Raw genomic sequence first — 22,936 nt, 5'->3', positions numbered from 1 at the left:
AGTGAACGTTTTACGAAAAAACGATGTCGATCAACTAAATGCATTGGCTCTTGCCTATATGGGCGATGCCGTTTATGAGCAGTCTATCCGTGAGCATTTGTTGCGTTCAGGCCGTGCCAAACCAAACATCCTGCACCGCCAATCGACTACCTTCGTTTCTGCCAAAGCACAGGCGATGGTCTTAAAGCGGCTGACAGAAGAAAACTTCCTAACAGAAGCAGAACTGGCGATCATGAGACGTGGGCGTAATGCCAAGTCCGGATCTGTCCCGAAAAATACCGATGTGCAGACCTATAATTTCAGCACCGCTTTTGAAGCGGTGTTGGGCTGGCTATATTTGAAAGAAGAGCAAGCGCGTGTGGACGAAATCATTTCCTATGCGATTGGAATTGTTGAAGAGCAGGGAGGCGTATTGAGATGACTGAAGAAGAGTTGGCACCGGAAATAATCGGCGGCAAGAACCCGGTTTTGGAAGCGTTGCGTGCAGACCGGGACATCAATAAAATCTGGATTGCAGAAGGCGTCCAGAAAAAGGGCATTACTGAATTGCTGCAATTGGCAAAAGACAAAGGCGTCATCGTCCAGTCGGTACCGAAAAAGAAAATTGACGGACTGACGGATACCAATCACCAAGGCATTGCAGCAGCAGTGGCCGCTTATAATTACGCAAGCTTGGATGATTTGTTTGAGGCAGCTGCAGCAAAAAATGAAGATCCGTTTTTCCTGATCTTGGACGAATTGGAAGACCCGCATAATTTGGGTTCTATTATGCGAACTGCCGATGCAATTGGTGTTCATGGATTGATTATTCCGAAGCGCCGGGCTGTTGGGCTGACAGGTGTGGTAGCAAAAGCTTCGACAGGCGCCATTGAACACGTACCGGTTGTGCGCATCAATAATTTGTCGCAGACCGTCGATGAGCTGAAAAAGCGGGGTCTTTGGATCGCCGGAACAGACGCCAAAGAGTCGGTCGATTACCGGAGAATGGATGCTGCACTTCCGCTTGCAGTCATTATCGGCAGCGAAGGCAAAGGCATGAGCCGGATTTTGCGTGACAAATGCGATTTTCTTTACCAATTGCCAATGGTTGGCCACGTCACTTCATTGAACGCTTCTGTGGCTGCAAGTTTGTTGATGTACGAAGTTTACAGAAAGCGCAATCCACTGGTTTAATGCCATGAATATTCTGCTGGTTGATGGATACAATATCATTGGTGACTGGGTTGAACTGCAGCAATTGAAAAAAGATAAATTGGCAAACGCCAGGGACCGCCTCATTGAGCGGCTGGCTGAATACCGGAGCTACAAAGGGTGGCGCGTCATTATTGTGTTTGATGCCCATCTTGTTCCGGGCATCGAAGCTAAAAATCTGCACCACGATGTTGAAGTCATTTTCACAAAAGAAAGCGAAACAGCAGATGAACGGATTGAAAAACTGGTGGCGAGTTTAAACAATCGCCGCGATCAAATATATGTAGCAACTTCGGATTTAACAGAGCAATGGGTTATTTTCGGCAAAGGCGCCTTGCGAATTTCGGCGCGTGAACTGGAAATTGAAATGATTGAGATACAGGCGAACATCACTAAAAAAGTAAAAGAAATCCAGGAGCAGCGCGGCATTTCAAAAATACCGCTGTCCGGTGAAGTAGCCGAAATTTTCGAAAAATGGCGAAGAGGCTTGAAATGAACGGTTGACGCTCATTTTTTTCTTCCTGTATACTGAACATATCGAGGCTCACGCAATCGGAGGGATCACCCGTGGAAAATCATGAGCAAGTTCAGCCCCAACGATTCACCGACATGACAGATGAGGAACTTGTCAGTTTAGTCCACAGTGGCAACACGGAAGCATTGGATTTTTTGATTACCAAATTCAGGCCTTTTGTTCGAATGAAAGCCCGGTCGTATTTCTTGATCGGTGCGGATAAGGAAGACATTATCCAGGAAGGCATGATCGGCTTATACAAGGCGATTCGGGATTTTCGAAGTGATAAATTGTCTTCATTCCGCGCGTTTGCAGAACTCTGTATTATCCGGCAGATTATCACTGCCATCAAAACAGCAACACGCCAAAAGCATATTCCGTTGAATTCTTATGTGTCCTTGGACAAGCCGATTTATGATGAAGAGTCTGACCGGACATTGATGGATGTATTGACTGGAAACGGCGTGGACGACCCAGAGGATTTGATCATCCATAATGAAGAGTTTCAGTATATGGAAGAGAAGATGGGGGAAGTGTTAAGTGAGCTGGAGCGCGAAGTGCTAGCCCTTTATCTGGACGGCCAATCCTACCAGGAGATTTCGGAAAAGCTGGAGCGGCATGTGAAATCAATTGACAACGCTTTGCAGCGGGTCAAGCGAAAACTGGAGCGCCACTTGCAGATCAATGAGATGCCGAGCTCTTGACGCGCGGTTGACAGGTCTGTTTTAAGGTGATAACCTTGAAAAAGCTGTAAACTTGAATAAGGTGATAACATGGCTAAAAAAATTGTTTTAAGCTGCTCGAAATGTGCATCCCGCAATTATACGGTTCCTGCGCAAGCGGAATCCAGCACACGTTTGGAACTCAAAAAATTCTGTGCTCATTGCAATGGGCATACCGTGCATAAACAAACGATATGAATTTTAACTGAATGCCGGACGATATAGAGTGATTTTGAAATTCGGAGGTTTTTTAAACAATGGGTAACATTGGTGATTTCTTTAAAAATGTCGTTTCGGAAATGCGTAAAGTCAGCTGGCCGAAACGAAAAGAACTGACTCGGTACACGATCGTTGTTCTTTCTACTTGTATTTTCATGGCTCTCTTTTTCGCAGTGATCGACGCAGGCATCTCGGAAGTATTCCGCTGGTTCTTAGCGCTATAAGTCATTCAACAAGAATAATGCATAAAAATAGCCCGTGATTCTATGAGAACGGGTTTTTTCATTTGGTAAAAAAGGAGGGATGGACGTCTAGTCCGCACGAATATGGAAAAAAATTGGTATGTAGTCCACACCTATTCCGGTTATGAAAACAAAGTTAAAGCAAACCTGGAAAAGCGTGTAGAAACAATGGGTATGGAAGATTTGATCTTCCGCGTGATAATTCCAGAAGAGCAGGAAACAGATTTCAAAGATGGCAAGAAACGCACCGTCATGCGCAAAACCTTCCCGGGTTACGTGTTGGTTGAGTTAATTATGACAGATGAATCTTGGTACGTGGTGAGAAACACACCAGGTGTTACAGGGTTTATCGGTTCATCAGGCGGAGGAGCGAAACCGACGCCATTGCTCGATGAAGAAGTCGATTTCATCCTGAAACAGATGGGCATGACAGAACGCAAAGTGGATATTGACTTTGCGGTTGCCGATACAGTTGAAGTGATGGAAGGGCCATTCGCCAACTTCCAAGGGAAAGTGGAAGAGATTGATGATACAAAAGGCAAAGTGAAAGTGTCGATTGATATCTTCGGCCGTGAAACCAAAATGGAACTTGATTTCGAACAAGTTCAAAAAGTATAAAAGCCCCTTGCTATTCTGATTTATTAATGGTATTATTTCATAGGTCAGACTGTCATAGGACAATCTGTACAATTTAGCTAATTCTATCAACATCGTTGACAGACAGATATTGAGTGGGAGGGGAAACCCTATTACCACATCACGGACTTAAGGAGGTGTGTTTCGTGGCTAAAAAAGTTGTTAAAGTCGTAAAATTGCAGATACCTGCAGCAAAAGCTAATCCAGCGCCACCAGTTGGTCCAGCATTGGGTCAAGCAGGTGTTAACATTATGGGCTTCTGTAAAGAGTTCAACGCGCGTACGGCGGATCAAGCAGGACTGATCATTCCAGTTGAGATTTCAGTATTTGAAGATCGTTCATTTACATTCATTACGAAAACTCCACCCGCAGCTGTTCTATTAAAAGTAGCAGCCGGTATTGAATCAGGTTCAGGCGAACCGAACCGCAATAAAGTAGCGACTGTGAAACGCGACAAAGTTCGCGAAATCGCAGAAACTAAAATGCCAGATCTAAATGCTGCTTCAGTAGAAGCTGCAATGTTGATGGTTGAAGGTACTGCTCGCAGTATGGGCATTACAATCGAAGACTAATTCTAGCAGTTGTTTTTGGATGGGTTGCGCAGTTCATCATGAGCCGCGCAGCCTTTAATCGTGGGAGGTTCATTCCGTTATACCACAACAAGGAGGACGTTTAAAATGGCTAAAACAGGCAAAAAGCTGCAAGATGCAGCAAAATTGATCGACCGTTCAAAACAATACGAAGCGAAAGAAGCGATCGAACTTGCGAAAAAAGCAAGCACAGTGAACTTTGACGCTACAGTAGAAGTGGCTTTCCGTCTAGGAATTGACACGCGTAAGAACGACCAGCAAATCCGTGGGGCAGTAGTACTTCCAAACGGAACTGGTAAAACTCAAAGCGTTTTGGTTTTCGCTAAAGGCGAAAAACTAAAAGAAGCTGAAGCAGCTGGCGCAGATTTCGTAGGCGACGCTGAATACATCCAAAAAATCCAACAAGGATGGTTTGACTTCGACGTGATCGTTGCAACTCCTGACATGATGGGTGAAGTTGGTAAACTTGGACGCGTTTTAGGGCCAAAAGGCTTAATGCCTAACCCGAAAACAGGCACAGTTACATTTGATGTAACAAAAGCTGTTCAGGAAATCAAAGCTGGTAAAGTGGAATACCGTGCAGACAAAACAGGTATCATCCACGCGCCAATCGGGAAAGTTTCTTTTGATGACAGCAAACTTGCTGAAAACTTGGAAGCAATCTATGACGTAGTACAAAAAGCGAAGCCAGCTTCTGCTAAAGGTACGTACATCAAATCGTTAAACGTTACTACTACAATGGGGCCTGCTGTTAAAGTAGATCCATCTAAAGTAGTTGCTAAATAAGATATTGACATCGTATTTCCGCTCTGCTATACTAGCGGAGTTGTGAAATACCCATTTGTACCGCAGACAGCAGGGGCGCAAGCCGCTTAATTTATCCCTGCCGAGGACATGATGAATTCAGTAAACATCTTTTTGATGCTGATTTTATGCCTCTGTGTCTGTAATGGACCAGAGGCTTTTCTTATGGACGGTATAAATGAAAAATCTATAGGAGGTGCCAAAATGAGCAAAGCAGTTGAAACGAAAAAAGTTGTCGTGCAAACAATCGCTGATAAGTTCGGCGCTGCAGCTTCGGTTGTTGTTGTTGATTACCGTGGATTGAACGTTGCACAATTAACAGAACTTCGTAAACAGCTTCGTGAAGCAGGTGTTGAGTTTAAAGTTTACAAAAACTCAATGACTCGCCGTGCGACAGAAATGCACGGACTTGAAGCAATCAACGAACACTTTACAGGACCAAACGCAATTGCATTTTCTAACGAAGATGTAGTCGCACCAGCGAGAATCATCAATACTTTCGCTAAAACAAACGACGCGCTTGAAATCAAAGCGGGTGTCATCGAAGGTGCTGTTGCATCTGCTGAAGATGTAAAAGCATTGGCAGAACTTCCATCACGCGAAGGTTTGCTATCTATGCTACTCAGCGTACTACAAGCTCCAATCCGCAACTTTGCAGCTACAACAAAAGCAGTTGCAGATCAAAAAGAAGAACAAGGCGCTTAATAAGTTAGCCGGCTAGTACGACAAAAAAATTACCTATCAATAGGAGGAAATTATAATGACACAAGAACAAATCTTAGACGCAATCAAAGAAATGACAGTTCTTCAACTTAACGACCTAGTAAAAGCAATCGAAGAAGAGTTCGGCGTAACTGCTGCTGCTCCTGTTGCTGCTGCTGGCGGCGGCGCTGCTGTTGAAGAAGAGCAAACAGAATTCGACGTAGTTCTTACTTCTGCTGGCGATTCAAAAATCAAAGTAATCAAAGCAGTACGTGAAGTAACTGGTCTTGGTCTTAAAGAAGCGAAAGCTCTTGTAGATGAAGCTCCTAAAGCAATCAAAGAAGGCGCTACTAAAGAAGAAGCTGAAGAAATCAAAGGCAAACTTGAAGAAGTTGGCGCATCAGTAGAAGTTAAGTAATTTAATGACTTTATCAAAATGAAAGGAAAGCTCGTCAGTGTATACCGACGGGCTTTTCTTCTTTTTTAATTCATTTTCATACGGGCATCTGCTCATAATAAGGCAAACGCAAGGAGGACTTTATATGTCTCAACATTATTATTCCAAAAATCCTCAAACAAAAAGCAATCCTCGAGAGTGGACAGACATGTTGCGCGGCGAAAAATTCCGCTTCCAGACCGACACAGGCGTTTTTAGCAAAAGCGAAGTTGATTTTGGCTCTCGTTTATTGATCGAGACATTCGAACAAACGGAGATCGATGGGCCGGTGCTGGACGTTGGCTGTGGTTACGGCCCAATCGGAATGGCGATTGCAAAAGCATTTCCTCAAAAACAAGTGCATATGGTCGACGTCAATACACGAGCCATCGAATTGGCAAAGACAAATGTTGAAAAAAATGACGTTTCCAATGCCCTGATTTACGAAAGTGATGGATTGGGTGCTGTTGAACAGGCGGATTTTTCGGCGATTTTAACAAACCCGCCGATTCGGGCAGGCAAAGAAACTATTTTTCGTTTTTATGAAGAGGCAGCTGAAAAGTTAGCGGATGGCGGATCGTTGTGGGTGGTTATCCAGAAAAAGCAAGGTGCCCCTTCTACGCAAGTGAAGCTGGAAGAGCTTTTCGGAGAAGTCAGAGTGGTCGATAAGAAGAAAGGTTACTTTATTTTTGAGGCCAGAAAAGTTTGACTTGACAAAATGCCTGTGTTATTATAATGAAATGCAAAATTTATTATTTTGAGGTCGTTTGCCCTTTTTCGGGCTTGGCATGGCGACAGAGCTAATCACGTGTAAACCGAAAATGGGCTGAACTCTAGTCTCGTTTTCTTTTTGTCTTTTCGATATCATACACTATATTGTGGAAATCGCAAAGACCTATAATCGTTTTATTGAGGGGTGAATAAGTTGGTAGGTCAACTAGTTCAGTACGGTCAACATCGTCAACGCAGAAGTTTTTCGAGAATCAGTGAAGTGCTGGATCTTCCGAACTTGATTGAAATTCAATCGTCATCTTACGAGTGGTTCCTTGAAGAAGGGCTACGTGAAATGTTCCGGGATATCTCGCCGATTGAAGATTTCACAGGAAATCTTTCACTCGAGTTTGTTGATTACAGTCTCGCGGAACCGAAGTATCCAGTCGATGAATCGAAAGAGCGTGACGTAACTTATGCGGCACCTTTGCGCGTTAAAGTACGTCTGCACAACAAAGAAACAGATGAAGTGAAAGAGCAGGATGTCTTCATGGGTGACTTCCCATTAATGACAGAAACTGGTACTTTCGTCATTAACGGCGCAGAACGCGTCATCGTTTCTCAGTTAGTTCGTTCGCCAAGTGTTTATTTCCATGACAAGACAGATAAAAATGGTAAAAAAGGCTTTGGAGCAACTGTTATTCCAAACCGTGGCGCATGGTTGGAATATGAAACAGATGCGAAAGATGTCGTGTATGTCAGAATTGACCGCACACGTAAATTGCCAGTAACGGTTCTTTTGAGAGCGCTTGGCTTCGGATCTGACCAAGAAATCATTGATTTGCTTGGAGATAACGAATTCCTTCAAAACACGCTTGAAAAAGACAACACAGAGAGCACAGAAAAAGCGCTTCTTGAAATTTACGAACGCCTGCGCCCTGGTGAGCCGCCAACAGTTGAAAGCGCGAAGAGCTTATTGTATTCACGTTTCTTCGACCCAAAACGCTATGATCTGGCTAATGTCGGCCGTTACAAAATGAACAAAAAGCTTCACATCAAGAACCGTCTTTTCAATCAAACGATTGCTGAAACATTGGCAGATCCTGAAACGGGCGAAATTCTAGTTGAAGCAGGCACACTGATTGACCGCCGTGTACTTGATCGCTTGATTCCAAACTTGGAAAATGGAGTTGGTTTCCATACCGTTTCCCAAGTAGGTGGTGTCTTGGAAGGTGAAGTTACCTTGCAGTCGATCAAAATTTACGCGCCAAACAATGAAGACCAAAAAGAAATTACGGTTATCAGCAACGCTTATATAGAAGATAAAATCAAGCACGTAACACCGGCTGATATTATTTCTTCTATTAGTTACTTCTTTAACCTTCTTTACGGTGTCGGAAACACGGATGATATCGATCATCTTGGTAACCGTCGTCTGCGTTCAGTAGGTGAATTGCTCCAAAACCAGTTCCGTATCGGTTTGTCCCGTATGGAGCGTGTGGTTCGTGAGCGTATGTCCATCAATGACACACAGGCAATCGTTCCTCAGCAATTGATCAATATCCGTCCGGTTATTGCATCAATTAAAGAGTTCTTCGGCAGCTCTCAGCTTTCACAGTTTATGGATCAAACCAATCCATTAGCTGAATTGACGCACAAACGCCGTCTATCGGCGCTTGGACCCGGTGGTTTAACGCGTGAGCGCGCAGGCTTTGAAGTTCGTGACGTTCATTATTCCCACTACGGCCGCATGTGTCCAATTGAAACACCTGAGGGCCCGAACATTGGCTTGATCAATACGCTTTCCACATTTGCGAAAGTGAATAAGTTCGGTTTCATTGAAACTCCTTATCGCCGTGTAGATGCTGAATCTGGCGTAGTTACAGAACATATTGATTATTTAACTGCCGATGAAGAAGATAACTATGTAGTGGCTCAGGCCAATTCGAAGTTAAATGACGATGGTTCATTTGTCGAAGAAGGCGTTGTTGCACGTTTCCGCGGTGAAAACACCGTGTATAAGCGCGGCAGCATCGATTACATGGATGTTTCTCCGAAGCAAGTGGTTTCAGTAGCAACAGCCTGTATTCCGTTCCTTGAAAACGATGACTCCAACCGAGCATTGATGGGAGCGAACATGCAGCGTCAAGCAGTTCCATTGTTAAACCCAGAAGCTCCTTTTGTAGGAACTGGGATGGAACACTTGGCAGCACGCGATTCTGGTGCAGCTGTAGTATCAAAAAATGATGGCATTGTGGAATATGTGGAAGCTAAAGAAATTTCAGTCCGCCGCATTGAAGTTGTGGATGGCAATGAAGTCAAAGGCGACCTTGACACATATAGATTGCAGAAATTCGTCCGTTCCAACCAAGGAACAAGTTATAACCAGCGTCCTATCGTTAAAGTCGGAGACCGTGTTTCCAGACGTGATATCTTAGCTGACGGACCTTCAATGGAACGCGGAGAGATGGCATTAGGAAGAAACGTACTGGTTGCCTTCATGACTTGGGACGGCTTTAACTACGAAGATGCGATCATCATGAGTGAACGCTTAGTGAAAGACGATGTCTACACTTCTGTTCATATCGAAGAGTACGAATCCGATTCACGTGATACAAAACTTGGGCCGGAAGAAATTACGCGCGATATCCCGAACGTTGGGGAAGATGCATTGCGTAACTTGGACGACCGAGGAATTATCCGCGTGGGTGCTGAAGTAAAAGATGGAGATATTCTAGTTGGTAAAGTAACTCCTAAAGGTGTTACGGAATTGACTGCCGAAGAACGTCTGCTTCATGCCATTTTCGGTGAAAAAGCACGTGAAGTGCGCGATACTTCATTGCGGGTGCCTCACGGCGCTGGCGGTATTGTATTGGATGTTAAAATCTTCAACCGTGAAGACGGCGACGAACTGCCACCGGGTGTAAACCAGCTGGTACGTGCATATATCGTTCAAAAACGTAAAATCTCTGTCGGCGATAAAATGGCTGGACGCCACGGAAACAAAGGTGTTATCTCAAGAATTCTGCCTGAAGAAGATATGCCATTCATGCCAGACGGCACACCGGTCGACATCATGTTGAACCCGCTTGGTGTACCATCTCGTATGAACATCGGTCAGGTACTTGAGCTGCATCTCGGAATGGCTTCCCGTTCACTCGGAATTCACATGGCCTCATCAGTATTTGATGGAGCAAATGAAGAAGATGTTCTGGAAACAATGGAAGAGTCGGGTATGCCACGCGATGGCAAAACGATTCTTTATGACGGCCGTTCTGGTGAAGCATTCGATAACCGTGTGTCTGTAGGGATCATGTACATGATCAAACTTGCCCACATGGTTGATGATAAATTGCATGCCCGTTCAACTGGACCTTACTCATTGGTTACACAACAGCCATTGGGTGGTAAAGCACAATTCGGCGGACAGCGTTTTGGTGAAATGGAAGTATGGGCACTTGAAGCATATGGTGCTGCACATACATTGCAAGAGATCCTGACGGTGAAGTCGGATGATGTAGTCGGACGCGTGAAAACCTATGAAGCAATTGTCAAAGGTGAAAGTGTACCGGAGCCAAGTGTACCGGAATCATTTAAAGTTTTGATCAAAGAGCTTCAAAGTTTAGGTATGGACGTTAAGATGTTAACGATTGACGATGAAGAAATTGAGTTGCGCGATTTGGATGAAGAAGAAGATCTTCAGCCTGCTGATTCATTGAATATCCTGCCGATTGCAGATGCAGAAGCACCGGTCGGAACAATTGATTGATAACTATTGGATTCGAACGGCTGTAACCGGCCGTTCTCCATTTATTCACTTAGCCATTACCGAGGAAGAGCCGTACAGAAACTCGAGACAAAAGGGAGGTAGGCTCCTTGATAGATGTTAATAATTTTGAGTATATGAAAATCGGATTAGCGTCACCCGATAAAATTCGCTCATGGTCTTATGGAGAAGTCAAAAAGCCAGAAACAATCAATTACCGTACACTGAAACCTGAAAAAGATGGTTTGTTCTGTGAACGTATTTTCGGTCCTACAAAAGACTGGGAATGCCATTGTGGTAAATACAAGCGTGTCCGTTATAAAGGCGTTGTCTGCGATCGCTGTGGCGTTGAAGTCACACGTTCTAAAGTTCGCCGCGAACGCATGGGGCATATCGAATTAGCAGCTCCTGTTTCGCACATTTGGTATTTCAAAGGAATTCCGAGCCGTATGGGACTTATCTTGGATATGTCTCCACGCTCACTTGAAGAAGTTATTTACTTTGCTTCTTATGTAGTAATCGATCCTGCGGATACACCGCTTGAAAAGAAACAGCTTCTTTCTGAAAAAGAATACCGTGCGTACCGTGATAAGTTTGGCAAGAAATTCCAAGCTGCCATGGGTGCTGAAGCAATCAAACGCCTGTTGCAGGAAATTGATCTTGAGCGCGAAACGGATTCCCTAAAAGAAGAGTTGAAAACGGCTCAAGGCCAACGCCGCACACGTGCGATCAAACGCCTTGAAGTGGTTGAGTCATTCCGTAATTCAGGAAACAATCCTGATTGGATGATCCTTGACGTTCTTCCTGTTATTCCACCTGAACTTCGCCCGATGGTTCAATTAGATGGCGGCCGCTTTGCGACTTCCGATTTAAATGACCTCTATCGCCGCGTAATCAACCGGAACAACCGCCTGAAACGTTTGTTGGATCTTGGTGCACCAAGTATCATCGTACAGAACGAAAAACGCATGCTTCAAGAAGCTGTTGATGCGTTGATCGATAACGGCCGTCGCGGTCGTCCGGTCACAGGACCAGGTAACCGTCCGTTGAAATCTCTTTCTCATATGCTGAAAGGGAAACAAGGGCGTTTCCGTCAGAACCTTCTTGGTAAACGAGTTGATTACTCAGGCCGTTCAGTTATCGTAGTTGGACCTAACCTGAAAATGTATCAATGTGGTTTGCCGAAAGGGATGGCTATCGAATTGTTCAAGCCGTTCGTTATGAAAGAATTGGTTGAACGTGGATTGGCCCACAACATCAAGAGTGCAAAACGCAAAATCGAACGTCTTCATTCTGAAGTTTGGGATGTATTGGAAGATGTCATCAAGGAGCACCCGGTTCTATTGAACCGAGCACCGACACTTCACAGACTGGGTATCCAGGCATTTGAACCGACACTAGTTGAAGGTAAAGCGATCCGTCTTCATCCGCTTGTATGTACTGCATACAATGCCGATTTTGATGGTGACCAAATGGCTGTTCACGTACCTCTATCATCCGAAGCACAGGCAGAAGCTAGATTATTGATGCTTGCAGCTCAAAACATTTTGAATCCAAAAGACGGAAAACCTGTTGTAACACCATCTCAGGATATGGTTTTAGGAAACTACTACTTAACGCTTGAGCGCAAAGGTGCTACAGGAGAAGGCGCGACTTTCTCAGGACCTGAAGAAGTCATGATCGCTTATCAAACAGGCCATGTGCATTTGCATACACGCATTGCAATCCAAGCTGGAGCCGTCAACAACCCGACGTTCACAGAAGAACAAAACAAAATGCTTTTATTGACAACTGTCGGTAAAATTATTTTCAATGAAATTCTGCCGAAGTCATTCCCGTACATCAATGAACCAACCGACTACAATCTGCAGGTGGAAACACCAGCGAAATACTTCGTTGCAACAACGACTGATATTCGCAAGCACATTGAAGAAGCGGAGCTTGTGACACCGTTCAAGAAGAAAATTCTTGGGGAAATCATTGCAGAAGTATTTAAACGTTTCCACATTACGGAAACATCTAAAATGCTTGACCGCATGAAGAGCCTTGGATTCAAGTATTCGACACAAGCCGGCATCACTGTTGGTGTGGCGGATATCGTAGTTCTTCCGGACAAGGGAGAAATTTTGGTCGATGCACAAGCAAATGTAGATAAAGTTATGCAGCAATTCCGTCGCGGATTGATTACAGAAGAAGAACGATATGCACGCGTCATTTCGTATTGGAGCAGTGCAAAAGATATCATTCAGAGCAAACTGATGGCATCTCTTGATAACTTGAATCCAATCTTTATGATGAGTGATTCCGGAGCGCGTGGTAATGCATCCAACTTTACCCAGCTTGCGGGTATGCGCGGACTCATGGCCAACCCGGCTGGGCGCATCATCGAACTTCCGATTAAATCGTCCTTCCGTGAAGGATTGACCGTACTAGAATACTTCATCTCTACTCACGGTGCTCGTAAAGGTCTTGCCGATACAGCACTGAAAACAGCCGATTCTGGTTACTTGACGCGTCGTCTGGTAGATGTTGCACAAGATGCAATTGTCCGCGAAAACGACTGCGGCACTGACAGAGGCTTGCTGGTAGGGGCGTTGATGGAAGGCACTGAAGTGATTGAAGAGCTTGATGAGCGTATCGTTGGCCGTCATGCGAAGAAAACAATCCGCCATCCGGAAACAAAAGAAATCATTGTAGCGAAAGACGAATTGATTACACAAGATTTGACCCGTCTTATTCTTGAAGCGGGCATTAAAGAAGTGACCATTCGTTCTGCGTTTACATGCAATACGAAACACGGCGTTTGTAAGAAATGCTACGGCACGAACTTGGCAACTGGCGACGAAGTTGAAGTAGGCGAAGCAGTAGGTATTATTGCCGCTCAATCAATCGGTGAGCCAGGAACTCAGCTTACGATGCGTACATTCCATACAGGCGGGGTTGCAGGAGACGATATTACTCAAGGTCTTCCGCGTATCCAGGAAATTTTCGAATCGCGTAATCCGAAAGGCCAAGCAGTTATCTCAGAAATTACAGGTACCGTTACTGAAATTGATGAAATTCGCGAAGGCCAGAAGGAAGTAACAATTCAAGGTGAAGTTGAAACACGCAAATACCTGGCTCCTTACAATGCGCGCATCAAGGTACAAGTTGATGATGCCATCGTTCGCGGCGAAGTATTGACGGATGGTTCAATTGATCCGAAACAATTGCTTCAAGTAAAAGATGTTCAAGCTGTTCAAGTGTACCTATTGAAAGAAGTTCAAAAAGTATACCGCATGCAAGGGGTAGAAATCGGCGATAAGCACGTAGAAGTTATGGTTCGTCAAATGTTCCGTAAAGTTCGCGTTATTGAAGCCGGCGATACTGAATTGCTGCCAGGTTCACTTTTGGATATTCACCAATTTACTGAAGCCAATGTTAAAGCGGTGCTGGAAGGCAACTTGCCAGCAACAAGCCGTCCTGTAATTCTAGGGATTACAAAAGCTTCACTTGAAACAGAATCATTCCTATCAGCCGCATCATTCCAGGAAACGACTCGCGTCTTAACGGATGCAGCGATCAAAGGAAAACGTGATGAACTGTTAGGATTGAAAGAGAACGTTATTATCGGTAAACTTGTTCCAGCTGGAACAGGAATGCAGCGTTACCGCCAAATTAAGATTGCTCAAAGCGAAAAAGCAGCGAAGCAGGAAATTGTCGGTACCGAGTCATAAAATAGATAGTTGGATTCCGGGGGAACTTGCAACAGTCTCCCCGGGATTTTTTAAGAATTCAGTTGACAGTATTGTCATTGAATGATAATATGTTGAGGGTTGATGGTTAACGGTCTGACACTTTGGAGGATATGCAAATGTCTAATGAAAAAGTAAAACAGGCAAGTATAATAATCATCGGTACAAAGCAGACAGTAAAAGCATTAAAAAGCGGCATTGTCCAAGAAGTAATAGTGGCAAAAGACGCGGACGATCGAATGACCGAACAGATTATCCAACTAGCCTTAGAAAAAGGTATTCGGATCGAATTTGCAGATTCACGATTGAAGCTTGGCAAAGCATATGGCATTAATGTCGGTGCAGCTGCTGTGGCGATTACTGGATAACAGTTTTTGTGTAAAACACAAAGACTTTGTTTTTTACCCAAAAATGAACCACCTGGATATGTGGTATTAGAACACCTTTTGAGAGGAGGAAAAATCGATGCCTACAATTAACCAATTAGTTAACAAGCCTCGTAAACCAAAAAGCACGAAATCAGGTTCACCAGCGCTAAACAAAGGGTACAACAGCTTTAAAAAGTCTCAAACTAACGTGACATCACCACAGAAACGTGGAGTATGTACTCGTGTTGGTACGATGACACCAAAAAAACCAAACTCGGCATTGCGTAAATATGCTCGTGTGCGGTTGACTAACCAAATCGAGGTTAATGCTTACATCCCTGGAGAAGGCCACAACCTTCAAGAGCACAGTGTAGTTCTTCTTCGCGGCGGACGCGTAAAAGATTTACCGGGTGTGCGTTACCATATCGTACGTGGAGCACTTGATACAGCTGGCGTAAACGGCCGTATGCAAAGCCGTTCTAAATACGGAACTAAACGTCCTAAAGTAAAAAAATAATAAGTTAATTTAACGAAGAGATTTCGTTGAAAGGAGGAACATACATGCCTCGTAAAGGTCCTGTAGCTAAACGTGACGTGTTGCCAGATCCAATTTATAATTCGAAATTGGTGACACGCTTAATTAATAAAATGATGGTTGACGGAAAAAGAGGTACTTCACAAAAGATCCTATACGGAGCGTTTGAGTTAGTTAAAGAACGCAGCGGTAAAGATCCAATTGAAGTATACGAACAAGCATTGACTAACGTTATGCCAGTTCTTGAAGTACGCGCTCGCCGTGTTGGTGGTGCAAACTACCAGGTACCGGTTGAAGTTCGTCCTGAACGCCGTACAACTCTAGGTCTTCGCTACCTTGTAAACTATTCACGTCTTCGTGGAGAGAAAACAATGGAAGAGCGTTTGGCTAATGAAATTTTAGATGCTGCTAACAACACTGGTGCAGCTGTTAAAAAACGTGAAGATATTCATAAAATGGCGGAAGCAAACAAAGCGTTTGCTCACTATCGCTGGTAATTTCTTTCGAGATGTTTTTAACATCTTAATCCGAAACGGAAGGAGAAAAACAACATGGCTAGAGAGTTCTCCTTAGACAAAACACGTAATATCGGGATCATGGCACACATTGATGCTGGTAAAACGACTACTACGGAGCGTATTTTATATTACACTGGTAGAATCCACAAAATTGGGGAAACGCATGAAGGTGCTTCTCAAATGGACTGGATGGAGCAAGAGCAGGAACGTGGAATTACCATCACGTCTGCTGCAACAACTGCTTCATGGAAAAACCACCGTGTTAACATTATTGATACTCCAGGACACGTAGACTTCACAGTTGAAGTTGAGCGTTCGTTGCGCGTACTTGATGGCGCTGTTACAGTTCTTGATGCTCAATCAGGTGTTGAGCCACAGACTGAAACAGTTTGGCGTCAAGCTACAACATACGGCGTTCCACGTATCGTGTTCATTAACAAAATGGATAAAATCGGTGCTGATTTCCTTTACTCTGTAGGCACGTTGCACGATCGCCTGCAAGCTAATGCTCACCCGATCCAATTGCCAATCGGTGCAGAAGACGAGTTCTCAGCAATTATTGACCTTGTTGAAATGAACGCACGCTTCTACGCAAACGATTTGGGAACTGAAATTACTGAAGGTGATATTCCTGAAGAGTACAAAGAGCTTGCTGAAGAATGGCACACTAAATTAGTGGAAGCTGTTGCTGAGCTTGACGAAGACTTGATGGAAAAATACCTTGGTGGGGAAGAAATCACGACAGAAGAACTTAAAGCTGGTATCCGTAAAGGAACACTAGACGTTGAGTTTTACCCAGTGGTTTGCGGAACTGCATTTAAAAACAAAGGGGTTCAATTAATGCTTGATGCAGTAATTGATTACCTGCCATCTCCACTTGATGTACCACCAATGACTGGTGTTCTTCCTGATTCGGATGAAGAAGTATTGCGTAAACCTAGCGAAGACGAGCCATTCTCTGCGCTTGCGTTTAAAGTAATGACAGATCCATATGTAGGGAAGTTAACTTTCTTCCGTGTGTATTCTGGAACTCTTAAATCCGGTTCATATGTTCAGAACTCTTCTAAAGGCAAGCGTGAGCGCGTAGGACGTATTCTGCAAATGCACGCAAACTCCCGTGAAGAAATCGCTGAAGTATATTGCGGAGACATCGCTGCTGCTATCGGCCTTAAAGATACATCGACTGGTGATACTTTAAGCGACGAGAAACATCAGGTTATCCTTGAACGTATGGTCTTCCCAGAACCTGTTATTTCACTTTCTGTGGAGCCTAAGTCAAAAGCGGATCAAGACAAAATGGGTCAAGCCCTTGCGAAATTGCAAGAAGAAGATCCAACATTCCGTGCGCACACTGACCAGGAAACTGGCCAAACAATCATCGCGGGTATGGGTGAACTTCACCTTGATATCCTAGTTGACCGTATGCGCCGTGAGTTCAACGTAGAAGCTAACGTGGGTGCACCTCAGGTATCTTACCGTGAGACATTCCGTGAGTCTGCTAAAGTTGAAGGTAAATTCGTACGCCAATCTGGTGGACGCGGACAATTTGGACACGTTTGGATTGAGTTTTCTCCAAACGAAGAAGGAGCAGGTTTTGAATTTGAAAATGGTATCGTTGGTGGTGTTGTTCCACGTGAATACATCCCAGCAGTTGAAGCGGGTCTTCGTGACTCTCTAGACAACGGTGTTATCGCCGGATATCCTTTGATCGATATCAAAGCTCGTTTGTTCGACGGATCTTACCATGATGTTGACTCGAATGAGATGGCATTTAAAGTTGCTGCTTCTATGGCACTTAAAAATGCAATTTCAAAAGTACGTCCGGTTCTTCTTGAGCCAATTATGCGTGTTGAGGTTGTTATCCCTGAGGAATACCTTGGAGATATCATGGGTGACATTACGTCACGCCGAGGCCGTGTAGAAGGTATGGACGCTCGCGGAAACGCGCAAGTTGTTCGTGCTATGGTACCTCTTGCAGAAATGTTCGGTTATGCGACTTCATTGCGTTCAAACACGCAAGGCCGCGGTGTGTTCTCAATGCACTTCGACCACTATGAAGAAGTACCGAAATCAATTTCTGAAGAAATTATCAAAAAAAATAAAGGTCAATAATTGAATTTTGATCTTTAATAACGTATAAATAGTTTGTATGCTCGGAATGATAGGGCCCTATCATTTCGGCACTTCAAACGAACATTCACTTACATTTTGAGGAGGATTTTTCTAATGGGAAAAGCTAAATTTGATCGTTCGAAAACGCACGCGAATATTGGTACAATTGGTCACGTTGACCATGGTAAAACAACTTTGACTGCAGCAATCGCTACAGTTCTTGCTAAAAAATCAGGCGGGGAAGCACGTTCTTACGCTCAAATCGACAACGCACCTGAAGAAAAAGAGCGCGGTATCACAATCAATACTTCACACGTTGAGTATGAAACTGAATCACGCCACTATGCACACGTAGATTGCCCTGGACACGCCGATTATGTTAAAAACATGATCACTGGTGCTGCTCAAATGGACGGCGGGATCTTAGTAGTATCTGCTGCTGATGGCCCAATGCCACAAACTCGTGAGCACATTCTTCTTTCACGTCAAGTTGGTGTTCCTTACCTAGTAGTATTCATGAACAAATGCGACATGGTAGATGACGAAGAACTTCTTGAACTAGTTGAAATGGAAGTCCGCGATCTTCTATCTGAATATGACTTCCCTGGCGATGACATTCCTGTCATCAAAGGATCTGCTCTTAAAGCTCTTGAAGGCGAAGCAGAATGGGAAGACAAAATTGTTGAATTGATGGATGCAGTTGATAGCTATATCCCAACTCCACCACGTGATACTGACAAGCCATTCATGATGCCTGTTGAGGATGTATTCTCAATCACTGGCCGTGGTACGGTTGCTACTGGACGCGTTGAACGCGGACAGATCAAAATCGGTGATAACGTTGATATCATTGGTCTTACTGAAGAGCCAAAATCTACTACTGTAACAGGTGTAGAAATGTTCCGTAAATTGCTTGACTATGCTGAAGCTGGCGACAACATTGGTGCACTTCTTCGCGGAGTTTCTCGTGACGACGTACAACGTGGACAAGTATTGGCTAAACCAGGCACAATTACTCCACACACTGAGTTCAAAGCTGAAGTTTATGTTCTTTCAAAAGAAGAGGGTGGACGTCACACTCCATTCTTCACAAACTACCGTCCACAGTTCTACTTCCGTACAACTGATGTAACTGGCGTTTGTAACCTTCCTGAAGGTGTAGAAATGGTTATGCCTGGAGATAACATCGAAATGATCGTTTCTCTAATCTCTCCTATCGCACTTGAAGAAGGAACTAAGTTCTCTATCCGTGAGGGTGGACGTACTGTAGGCGCTGGCGTTGTTGCTACAATCACTAAGTAATAACAGCTGAGTGTTGATTTAAGACCCTGTCTCATTTAATGAGACAGGGTCTTTTTTTGCGTAAACATCAAAATACACAAGAAAAACACCACAAAAGGATTGTTGTTCATAAAATATTCTAACTTTTTAAAATATCTTCAAACCCCAATAGCAGCAACAATGAAAACGGATACATAATTTATGAATATTCAAAATTTACGAAAAAGTAGCAAGAAGTTGATTGACACACTTCGGAATAGGCGATATGATAGCAACAATTTACAAGATACAAACAGAATTCGATATATTGCATATTATAAAACTTTCGAGAAAGAAGTGGACATCATGAGCGAACAAGTAATTTATTTAAATGGTGAATTCGTTAAAAAAGAAGACGCTAAAATTTCAGTTTATGATCACGGTTTTTTATACGGTGATGGTGTATTCGAAGGAATCCGTTCTTATAACGGAAATGTCTTTCGGCTGGAAGAGCATTTAGAGCGCCTTTACGATTCAGCAAAATCTGTGATGCTCGAGATTCCCCACACTTTTGAGGAAATGACTCAAATTGTTGTACAGACGCTAAGAGAAAATAAGTTTAAGGATGCCTACATTCGCCTCATTGTTTCACGAGGAGTTGGGAACTTAGGGCTGGATCCTTACAGTTGCTCTAATCCGAGTGTAATTGTCATTGCCGAACCGTTATCGCTGTTTCCGAAAGCGATGTATGAAACGGGAATCGAAATTGTCTCGGTCGCAACACGCAGAAGCCGTGCCGACGTGTTAAGTCCGAAAGTTAAATCGTTAAATTATATGAACAATATTTTAGTTAAGCTTGAGGCGCATTTAGCGGGTGTTTCTGAAGCACTTATGCTGAATGATCAAGGATATGTTGCTGAAGGTTCAGCGGACAATATTTTCATTGTCCGTAAGAATAAGTTGCTGACGCCTCCAGGCTACGTTGGGGCGCTTGAAGGAATTACGCGAAATGCCATTATGGATGTTGCCGCTGAAAAAGGTTACGACATGCAGGAAGCTGTTTTTACAAGGCATGATGTTTATGTAGCAGATGAAGTGTTCCTGACAGGAACTGCTGCGGAAGTTATTGCAGTTGTGAAAGTAGATGGCCGCGTAATCGGTGAAGGCAAGCCGGGTCCGGTAACAAATGATTTGCTTGAATCGTTTAGAGAACTTGTTCAAAATGATGGTGTAAAAGTATACGGCGATCAGCTAAATGTAGTCTAAAACAATAACCATACCAATCAAATAGAAGTTCAACTCAATGACGAGGTTAAAGTAAATGGAAGCTGTATTCACAGAGAGCCGGCACAGGTGGAAGCCGGCAATACAACCATTTGCGACATCCCCTCTGAGTGGATCACTGAAAAGCTTCGGCTGTTTAGGTAGTCCCGGTGACTTGCAAGATAGAGGCATCGTTAACAACGGATAAGCGTTGCTTATCCATGAGGCTGCGGTTGCGCAGTGAACTAGGGTGGTACCATGAAGCTTTTTCATCCCTATGCGAAGAACATGTTTCTTTGTGTAGGGATGGAAAAGCTTTTTTGTTTTATTCCACCGGAGACTAAGAAAAGGAGGCGGAAGGATTGGAAGTAAACGTACAGGTTAGAGAAGAAGTGAAACAGCAGCTAACAGGCAGTGGTGCAGATGTACTGATTCAATCGTTAAAAGGCCAAGGTGTAGAAATGATTTTTGGATATCCAGGGGGCGCGGTGCTACCAATTTACGATGCCCTGCACAAGAATCCGATACGCCATATATTGGCCAGACATGAACAAGGTGCCATCCATGCAGCCGAGGGATATGCAAGAGTATCTGGAAAACCTGGCGTTGTACTTGCCACATCGGGTCCTGGTGCAACGAACTTAGTCACGGGAATAGCAGATGCCATGTTGGATTCCTTGCCATTGGTCATCTTTACAGGGCAAGTTGCAACTTCAGTAATTGGCACCGATGCTTTTCAGGAAGCGGATATTATCGGCATCACCCAACCGATTACGAAGCACAATTATCAAGTGAAGAAAGTTGCGGATTTGCCAAGAATTATCAAAGAGGCTTTTTACATCGCCTCCACTGGACGTCCAGGACCGGTTCTGGTCGATGTACCGAAAAATATTGCAACTGAACTATTCTTATCCAATACAGAAGAAGAGGCGCTTCACCTGCCGGGGTATCAGCCAACAACGAGTCCGAATTTCCTGCAAATCCAAAAGGCAGCACAAGTCCTGTCACAGGCGAAAAAGCCATTGATATTAGCTGGAGCTGGGATACTCGCAGCGCAGGCGACAGAAGAGCTGAAGGCGTTCGCTGAAAAACATCAAATTCCAATCACAAACACATTGCTGGGGTTGGGAAGTATAGCAGGCGAGCACGAGCTATTCCTGGGAATGGCGGGAATGCACGGAACCTATACCGCCAATACTGCAATTTGTGATTGCGATGTACTTTTAAATATCGGGGCTCGCTTTGATGATCGGCTGACCGGGAATCTTGCCCACTTTGCTCCAAATGCCCAAGTGATCCATATTGACATCGATCCAGCAGAAATCGGCAAAAACGTACCGACGGCCATCCCGATTGTAGCGGATGCCAAAGAAGCATTGCTTCAGCTGCTCGACCAACCATTTAGAAGTCCAGAAACTGCTAATTGGTTAATGGAGCTATCGGGCAACAAGACGGAGTACCCACTTCAATACCATTTGAAAGGCCGTGAAGGAATCCTTCCGCAGCAGGCGGTTGAATTGATTCACCGGTTGACGCAAGGAAATGCAGTGGTAACTACTGATGTGGGCCAGCACCAGATGTGGGCGGCTCAATATTACCGCTTTAACAATCCGCATAGCTGGGTAACATCAGGCGGACTTGGCACTATGGGCTTTGGCTTCCCGGCAGCGATCGGTGCGCAATTGGCAAAACCCGAAGAACTGGTTATTTCCATTGTGGGAGACGCTGGTTTCCAAATGACGCTGCAGGAACTGTCTTTGCTTCAGGAATTGCGGCTTCCGGTCAAGATTGTCATCCTAAACAATCAAAGCTTGGGAATGGTAAGACAGTGGCAAGAAACATTCTACGAAGGGCGTTATTCTCAGTCGTTAATTCCGGTTCAGCCTGATTTTGTGAAACTGGCTGGAGCGTACGACATTAAAGGCTATAAAGTGGAGACGATGGAAGAAGCAGAAGCGGTTTTCGCAGAAGCATTTAATTCAAACGAGCCAGTCTTGATTGATTGCCGAGTGGTGCAGCTGGAGTCTGTTTATCCGATGGTTGCACCAGGCAAAGGCTTGAATGAGATGATCGGAGTGAAAGGCGAATGAAACGAGTCATTACAACTACTGTGATCAACCAAAGCGGAGTGCTGAACCGAGTGACTGGATTGCTGATGAAACGGCAGTTCAACATCGAAAGCATTTCGGTTGGCCACACCGAGCAGCCTGGCATGTCGAAAATGACATTTGTGGTCAATGTGGAAGATAAGGGCAAACTGGAGCAGTTGTTGAAACAGCTGCAAAAGCAAATTGATGTCATCAAAGTAAATGATATTACGGATAAGGCAATCGTAATGAGAGAGCTGGCACTGGTTAAAGTAGTCGTCCCTCCGCCACTGAGAAACGAAATTCTCAGCATTGTTGAACCGTTTCGGGCGACAGTGGTGGATATGAGCAAAAATGTCACCACGTTCCAAGTGACAGGCAATCCTGAAAAAATTGAAGCATTTATTGATCTGATGCGGCCTTATGGTGTGAAAGAGCTGACCCGAACCGGGGTATCCGCCTTTGTCAGAGAAACACAAAAAGCACAAGCACCGCAATTGAACATCCTATAAAAACCAAACTCAAG

The 22,936-nt window shown here is 44.3% G+C and carries 22 protein-coding genes and 1 other annotated feature; all 22 genes read left to right on the top strand.

The features are described from left to right. Position 1: 1 nt before the first annotated feature. The 22 genes from AC4EHK_RS17875 (at position 2) to ilvN (ending at position 22,922) form a co-directional block, all read left to right on the top strand. Complete coding sequence (locus tag AC4EHK_RS17875; RefSeq protein WP_490980086.1) at positions 2 to 421, top strand: Mini-ribonuclease 3; 420 nt, start codon at positions 2 to 4, stop codon at positions 419 to 421. Beyond that, positions 418 to 1,173, top strand: a complete 756-nt coding sequence (gene rlmB, locus AC4EHK_RS17870; protein ID WP_490980085.1) for a 23S rRNA (guanosine(2251)-2'-O)-methyltransferase RlmB — start codon at positions 418 to 420, stop codon at positions 1,171 to 1,173. Before AC4EHK_RS17875 ends, rlmB begins: the two co-directional genes overlap by 4 nt. Before the next feature lie 4 nt (positions 1,174 to 1,177). Then, on the top strand, positions 1,178 to 1,687 hold the full coding sequence (locus AC4EHK_RS17865) for an NYN domain-containing protein (protein ID WP_490980084.1): 510 nt from the start codon (positions 1,178 to 1,180) through the stop codon (positions 1,685 to 1,687). 71 nt (positions 1,688 to 1,758) lie between these two features. Beyond that, the gene (gene sigH, locus AC4EHK_RS17860; protein WP_490980083.1) at positions 1,759 to 2,409 is read left to right on the top strand and encodes an RNA polymerase sporulation sigma factor SigH; all 651 of its coding nucleotides are present in this window, start codon (positions 1,759 to 1,761) and stop codon (positions 2,407 to 2,409) included. Positions 2,410 to 2,478: 69 nt separating this feature from the next. Next, positions 2,479 to 2,625, top strand: coding sequence for a 50S ribosomal protein L33 (gene rpmG, locus AC4EHK_RS17855; protein ID WP_490980082.1), 147 nt, complete (start codon positions 2,479 to 2,481; stop codon positions 2,623 to 2,625). Between the two features lie 59 nt (positions 2,626 to 2,684). Further along, a complete protein-coding gene (secE, locus tag AC4EHK_RS17850) occupies positions 2,685 to 2,870 on the top strand; it encodes a preprotein translocase subunit SecE (RefSeq protein WP_146559415.1) in 186 nt (61 codons plus the stop codon). 102 nt (positions 2,871 to 2,972) lie between these two features. Then, positions 2,973 to 3,506: a transcription termination/antitermination protein NusG gene (nusG, locus tag AC4EHK_RS17845; RefSeq protein ID WP_142830501.1), complete on the top strand. Its 534-nt coding sequence runs from the start codon at positions 2,973 to 2,975 to the stop codon at positions 3,504 to 3,506. A 164-nt stretch (positions 3,507 to 3,670) separates the two neighbouring features. Further along, positions 3,671 to 4,096 carry a 50S ribosomal protein L11 gene (gene rplK, locus AC4EHK_RS17840; RefSeq protein ID WP_006828906.1) on the top strand — a complete coding sequence of 142 codons (426 nt, stop codon included), beginning with the start codon at positions 3,671 to 3,673 and terminating at the stop codon, positions 4,094 to 4,096. 105 nt (positions 4,097 to 4,201) lie between these two features. Beyond that, complete coding sequence (gene rplA / locus AC4EHK_RS17835) at positions 4,202 to 4,900, top strand: 50S ribosomal protein L1 (RefSeq protein WP_490980081.1); 699 nt, start codon at positions 4,202 to 4,204, stop codon at positions 4,898 to 4,900. Between the two features lie 42 nt (positions 4,901 to 4,942). After that, positions 4,943 to 5,091: a sequence feature (ribosomal protein L10 leader region), on the top strand. 31 nt (positions 5,092 to 5,122) lie between these two features. Then, positions 5,123 to 5,623 (top strand): 50S ribosomal protein L10, encoded by a 501-nt coding sequence (rplJ, locus tag AC4EHK_RS17830; RefSeq protein ID WP_490980080.1) that lies wholly within the window; start codon positions 5,123 to 5,125, stop codon positions 5,621 to 5,623. 55 nt (positions 5,624 to 5,678) lie between these two features. Then, entirely contained in the window at positions 5,679 to 6,038 is a 360-nt protein-coding gene (gene rplL / locus AC4EHK_RS17825) for a 50S ribosomal protein L7/L12 (RefSeq protein ID WP_490980079.1), read from the top strand. Between the two features lie 124 nt (positions 6,039 to 6,162). After that, the gene (locus AC4EHK_RS17820; RefSeq protein WP_490980078.1) at positions 6,163 to 6,765 is read left to right on the top strand and encodes a class I SAM-dependent methyltransferase; all 603 of its coding nucleotides are present in this window, start codon (positions 6,163 to 6,165) and stop codon (positions 6,763 to 6,765) included. 216 nt (positions 6,766 to 6,981) lie between these two features. Then, entirely contained in the window at positions 6,982 to 10,536 is a 3,555-nt protein-coding gene (gene rpoB, locus AC4EHK_RS17815; RefSeq protein WP_490980077.1) for a DNA-directed RNA polymerase subunit beta, read from the top strand. Positions 10,537 to 10,643: 107 nt separating this feature from the next. Then, positions 10,644 to 14,249, top strand: coding sequence for a DNA-directed RNA polymerase subunit beta' (gene rpoC, locus AC4EHK_RS17810; RefSeq protein WP_308788695.1), 3,606 nt, complete (start codon positions 10,644 to 10,646; stop codon positions 14,247 to 14,249). A 137-nt stretch (positions 14,250 to 14,386) separates the two neighbouring features. Then, positions 14,387 to 14,635, top strand: coding sequence for a ribosomal L7Ae/L30e/S12e/Gadd45 family protein (locus AC4EHK_RS17805; protein ID WP_490980076.1), 249 nt, complete (start codon positions 14,387 to 14,389; stop codon positions 14,633 to 14,635). Between the two features lie 97 nt (positions 14,636 to 14,732). After that, on the top strand, positions 14,733 to 15,152 hold the full coding sequence (gene rpsL, locus AC4EHK_RS17800) for a 30S ribosomal protein S12 (protein WP_142830518.1): 420 nt from the start codon (positions 14,733 to 14,735) through the stop codon (positions 15,150 to 15,152). A 44-nt stretch (positions 15,153 to 15,196) separates the two neighbouring features. Continuing rightward, a complete protein-coding gene (gene rpsG, locus AC4EHK_RS17795; protein ID WP_008432480.1) occupies positions 15,197 to 15,667 on the top strand; it encodes a 30S ribosomal protein S7 in 471 nt (156 codons plus the stop codon). Between the two features lie 54 nt (positions 15,668 to 15,721). Continuing rightward, positions 15,722 to 17,800 carry an elongation factor G gene (gene fusA / locus AC4EHK_RS17790; protein WP_490980075.1) on the top strand — a complete coding sequence of 693 codons (2,079 nt, stop codon included), beginning with the start codon at positions 15,722 to 15,724 and terminating at the stop codon, positions 17,798 to 17,800. Positions 17,801 to 17,914: 114 nt separating this feature from the next. Beyond that, positions 17,915 to 19,102: an elongation factor Tu gene (gene tuf / locus AC4EHK_RS17785; RefSeq protein ID WP_490980074.1), complete on the top strand. Its 1,188-nt coding sequence runs from the start codon at positions 17,915 to 17,917 to the stop codon at positions 19,100 to 19,102. Positions 19,103 to 19,426: 324 nt separating this feature from the next. Then, a complete protein-coding gene (ilvE, locus tag AC4EHK_RS17780) occupies positions 19,427 to 20,326 on the top strand; it encodes a branched-chain-amino-acid transaminase (protein WP_490980073.1) in 900 nt (299 codons plus the stop codon). Positions 20,327 to 20,685: 359 nt separating this feature from the next. Further along, a complete protein-coding gene (gene ilvB / locus AC4EHK_RS17775; RefSeq protein ID WP_490980072.1) occupies positions 20,686 to 22,413 on the top strand; it encodes a biosynthetic-type acetolactate synthase large subunit in 1,728 nt (575 codons plus the stop codon). Beyond that, positions 22,410 to 22,922: an acetolactate synthase small subunit gene (ilvN, locus tag AC4EHK_RS17770; RefSeq protein WP_490980071.1), complete on the top strand. Its 513-nt coding sequence runs from the start codon at positions 22,410 to 22,412 to the stop codon at positions 22,920 to 22,922. The genes ilvB and ilvN overlap by 4 nt, the downstream gene beginning before the upstream one ends. Positions 22,923 to 22,936: the final 14 nt, after the last annotated feature.

Source organism: Planococcus sp. TJ-307 (assembly GCF_058268435.1).
Note: the sequence above shows the minus strand (reverse complement) of the source record. Positions and strands in the feature narration are given on the sequence as shown.

Coding starts and splice junctions, on each gene's coding strand:
- rlmB (WP_490980085.1), top strand. CDS start 418: ATGACTGAAGAAGAGTTGGCACCGGAAATAATCGGCGGCAAGAACCCG.
- AC4EHK_RS17865 (WP_490980084.1), top strand. CDS start 1,178: ATGAATATTCTGCTGGTTGATGGATACAATATCATTGGTGACTGGGTT.
- rpmG (WP_490980082.1), top strand. CDS start 2,479: ATGGCTAAAAAAATTGTTTTAAGCTGCTCGAAATGTGCATCCCGCAAT.
- secE (WP_146559415.1), top strand. CDS start 2,685: ATGGGTAACATTGGTGATTTCTTTAAAAATGTCGTTTCGGAAATGCGT.
- nusG (WP_142830501.1), top strand. CDS start 2,973: ATGGAAAAAAATTGGTATGTAGTCCACACCTATTCCGGTTATGAAAAC.
- rplA (WP_490980081.1), top strand. CDS start 4,202: ATGGCTAAAACAGGCAAAAAGCTGCAAGATGCAGCAAAATTGATCGAC.
- rplJ (WP_490980080.1), top strand. CDS start 5,123: ATGAGCAAAGCAGTTGAAACGAAAAAAGTTGTCGTGCAAACAATCGCT.
- rplL (WP_490980079.1), top strand. CDS start 5,679: ATGACACAAGAACAAATCTTAGACGCAATCAAAGAAATGACAGTTCTT.
- AC4EHK_RS17820 (WP_490980078.1), top strand. CDS start 6,163: ATGTCTCAACATTATTATTCCAAAAATCCTCAAACAAAAAGCAATCCT.
- AC4EHK_RS17805 (WP_490980076.1), top strand. CDS start 14,387: ATGTCTAATGAAAAAGTAAAACAGGCAAGTATAATAATCATCGGTACA.
- rpsL (WP_142830518.1), top strand. CDS start 14,733: ATGCCTACAATTAACCAATTAGTTAACAAGCCTCGTAAACCAAAAAGC.
- rpsG (WP_008432480.1), top strand. CDS start 15,197: ATGCCTCGTAAAGGTCCTGTAGCTAAACGTGACGTGTTGCCAGATCCA.
- fusA (WP_490980075.1), top strand. CDS start 15,722: ATGGCTAGAGAGTTCTCCTTAGACAAAACACGTAATATCGGGATCATG.
- tuf (WP_490980074.1), top strand. CDS start 17,915: ATGGGAAAAGCTAAATTTGATCGTTCGAAAACGCACGCGAATATTGGT.
- ilvE (WP_490980073.1), top strand. CDS start 19,427: ATGAGCGAACAAGTAATTTATTTAAATGGTGAATTCGTTAAAAAAGAA.
- ilvN (WP_490980071.1), top strand. CDS start 22,410: ATGAAACGAGTCATTACAACTACTGTGATCAACCAAAGCGGAGTGCTG.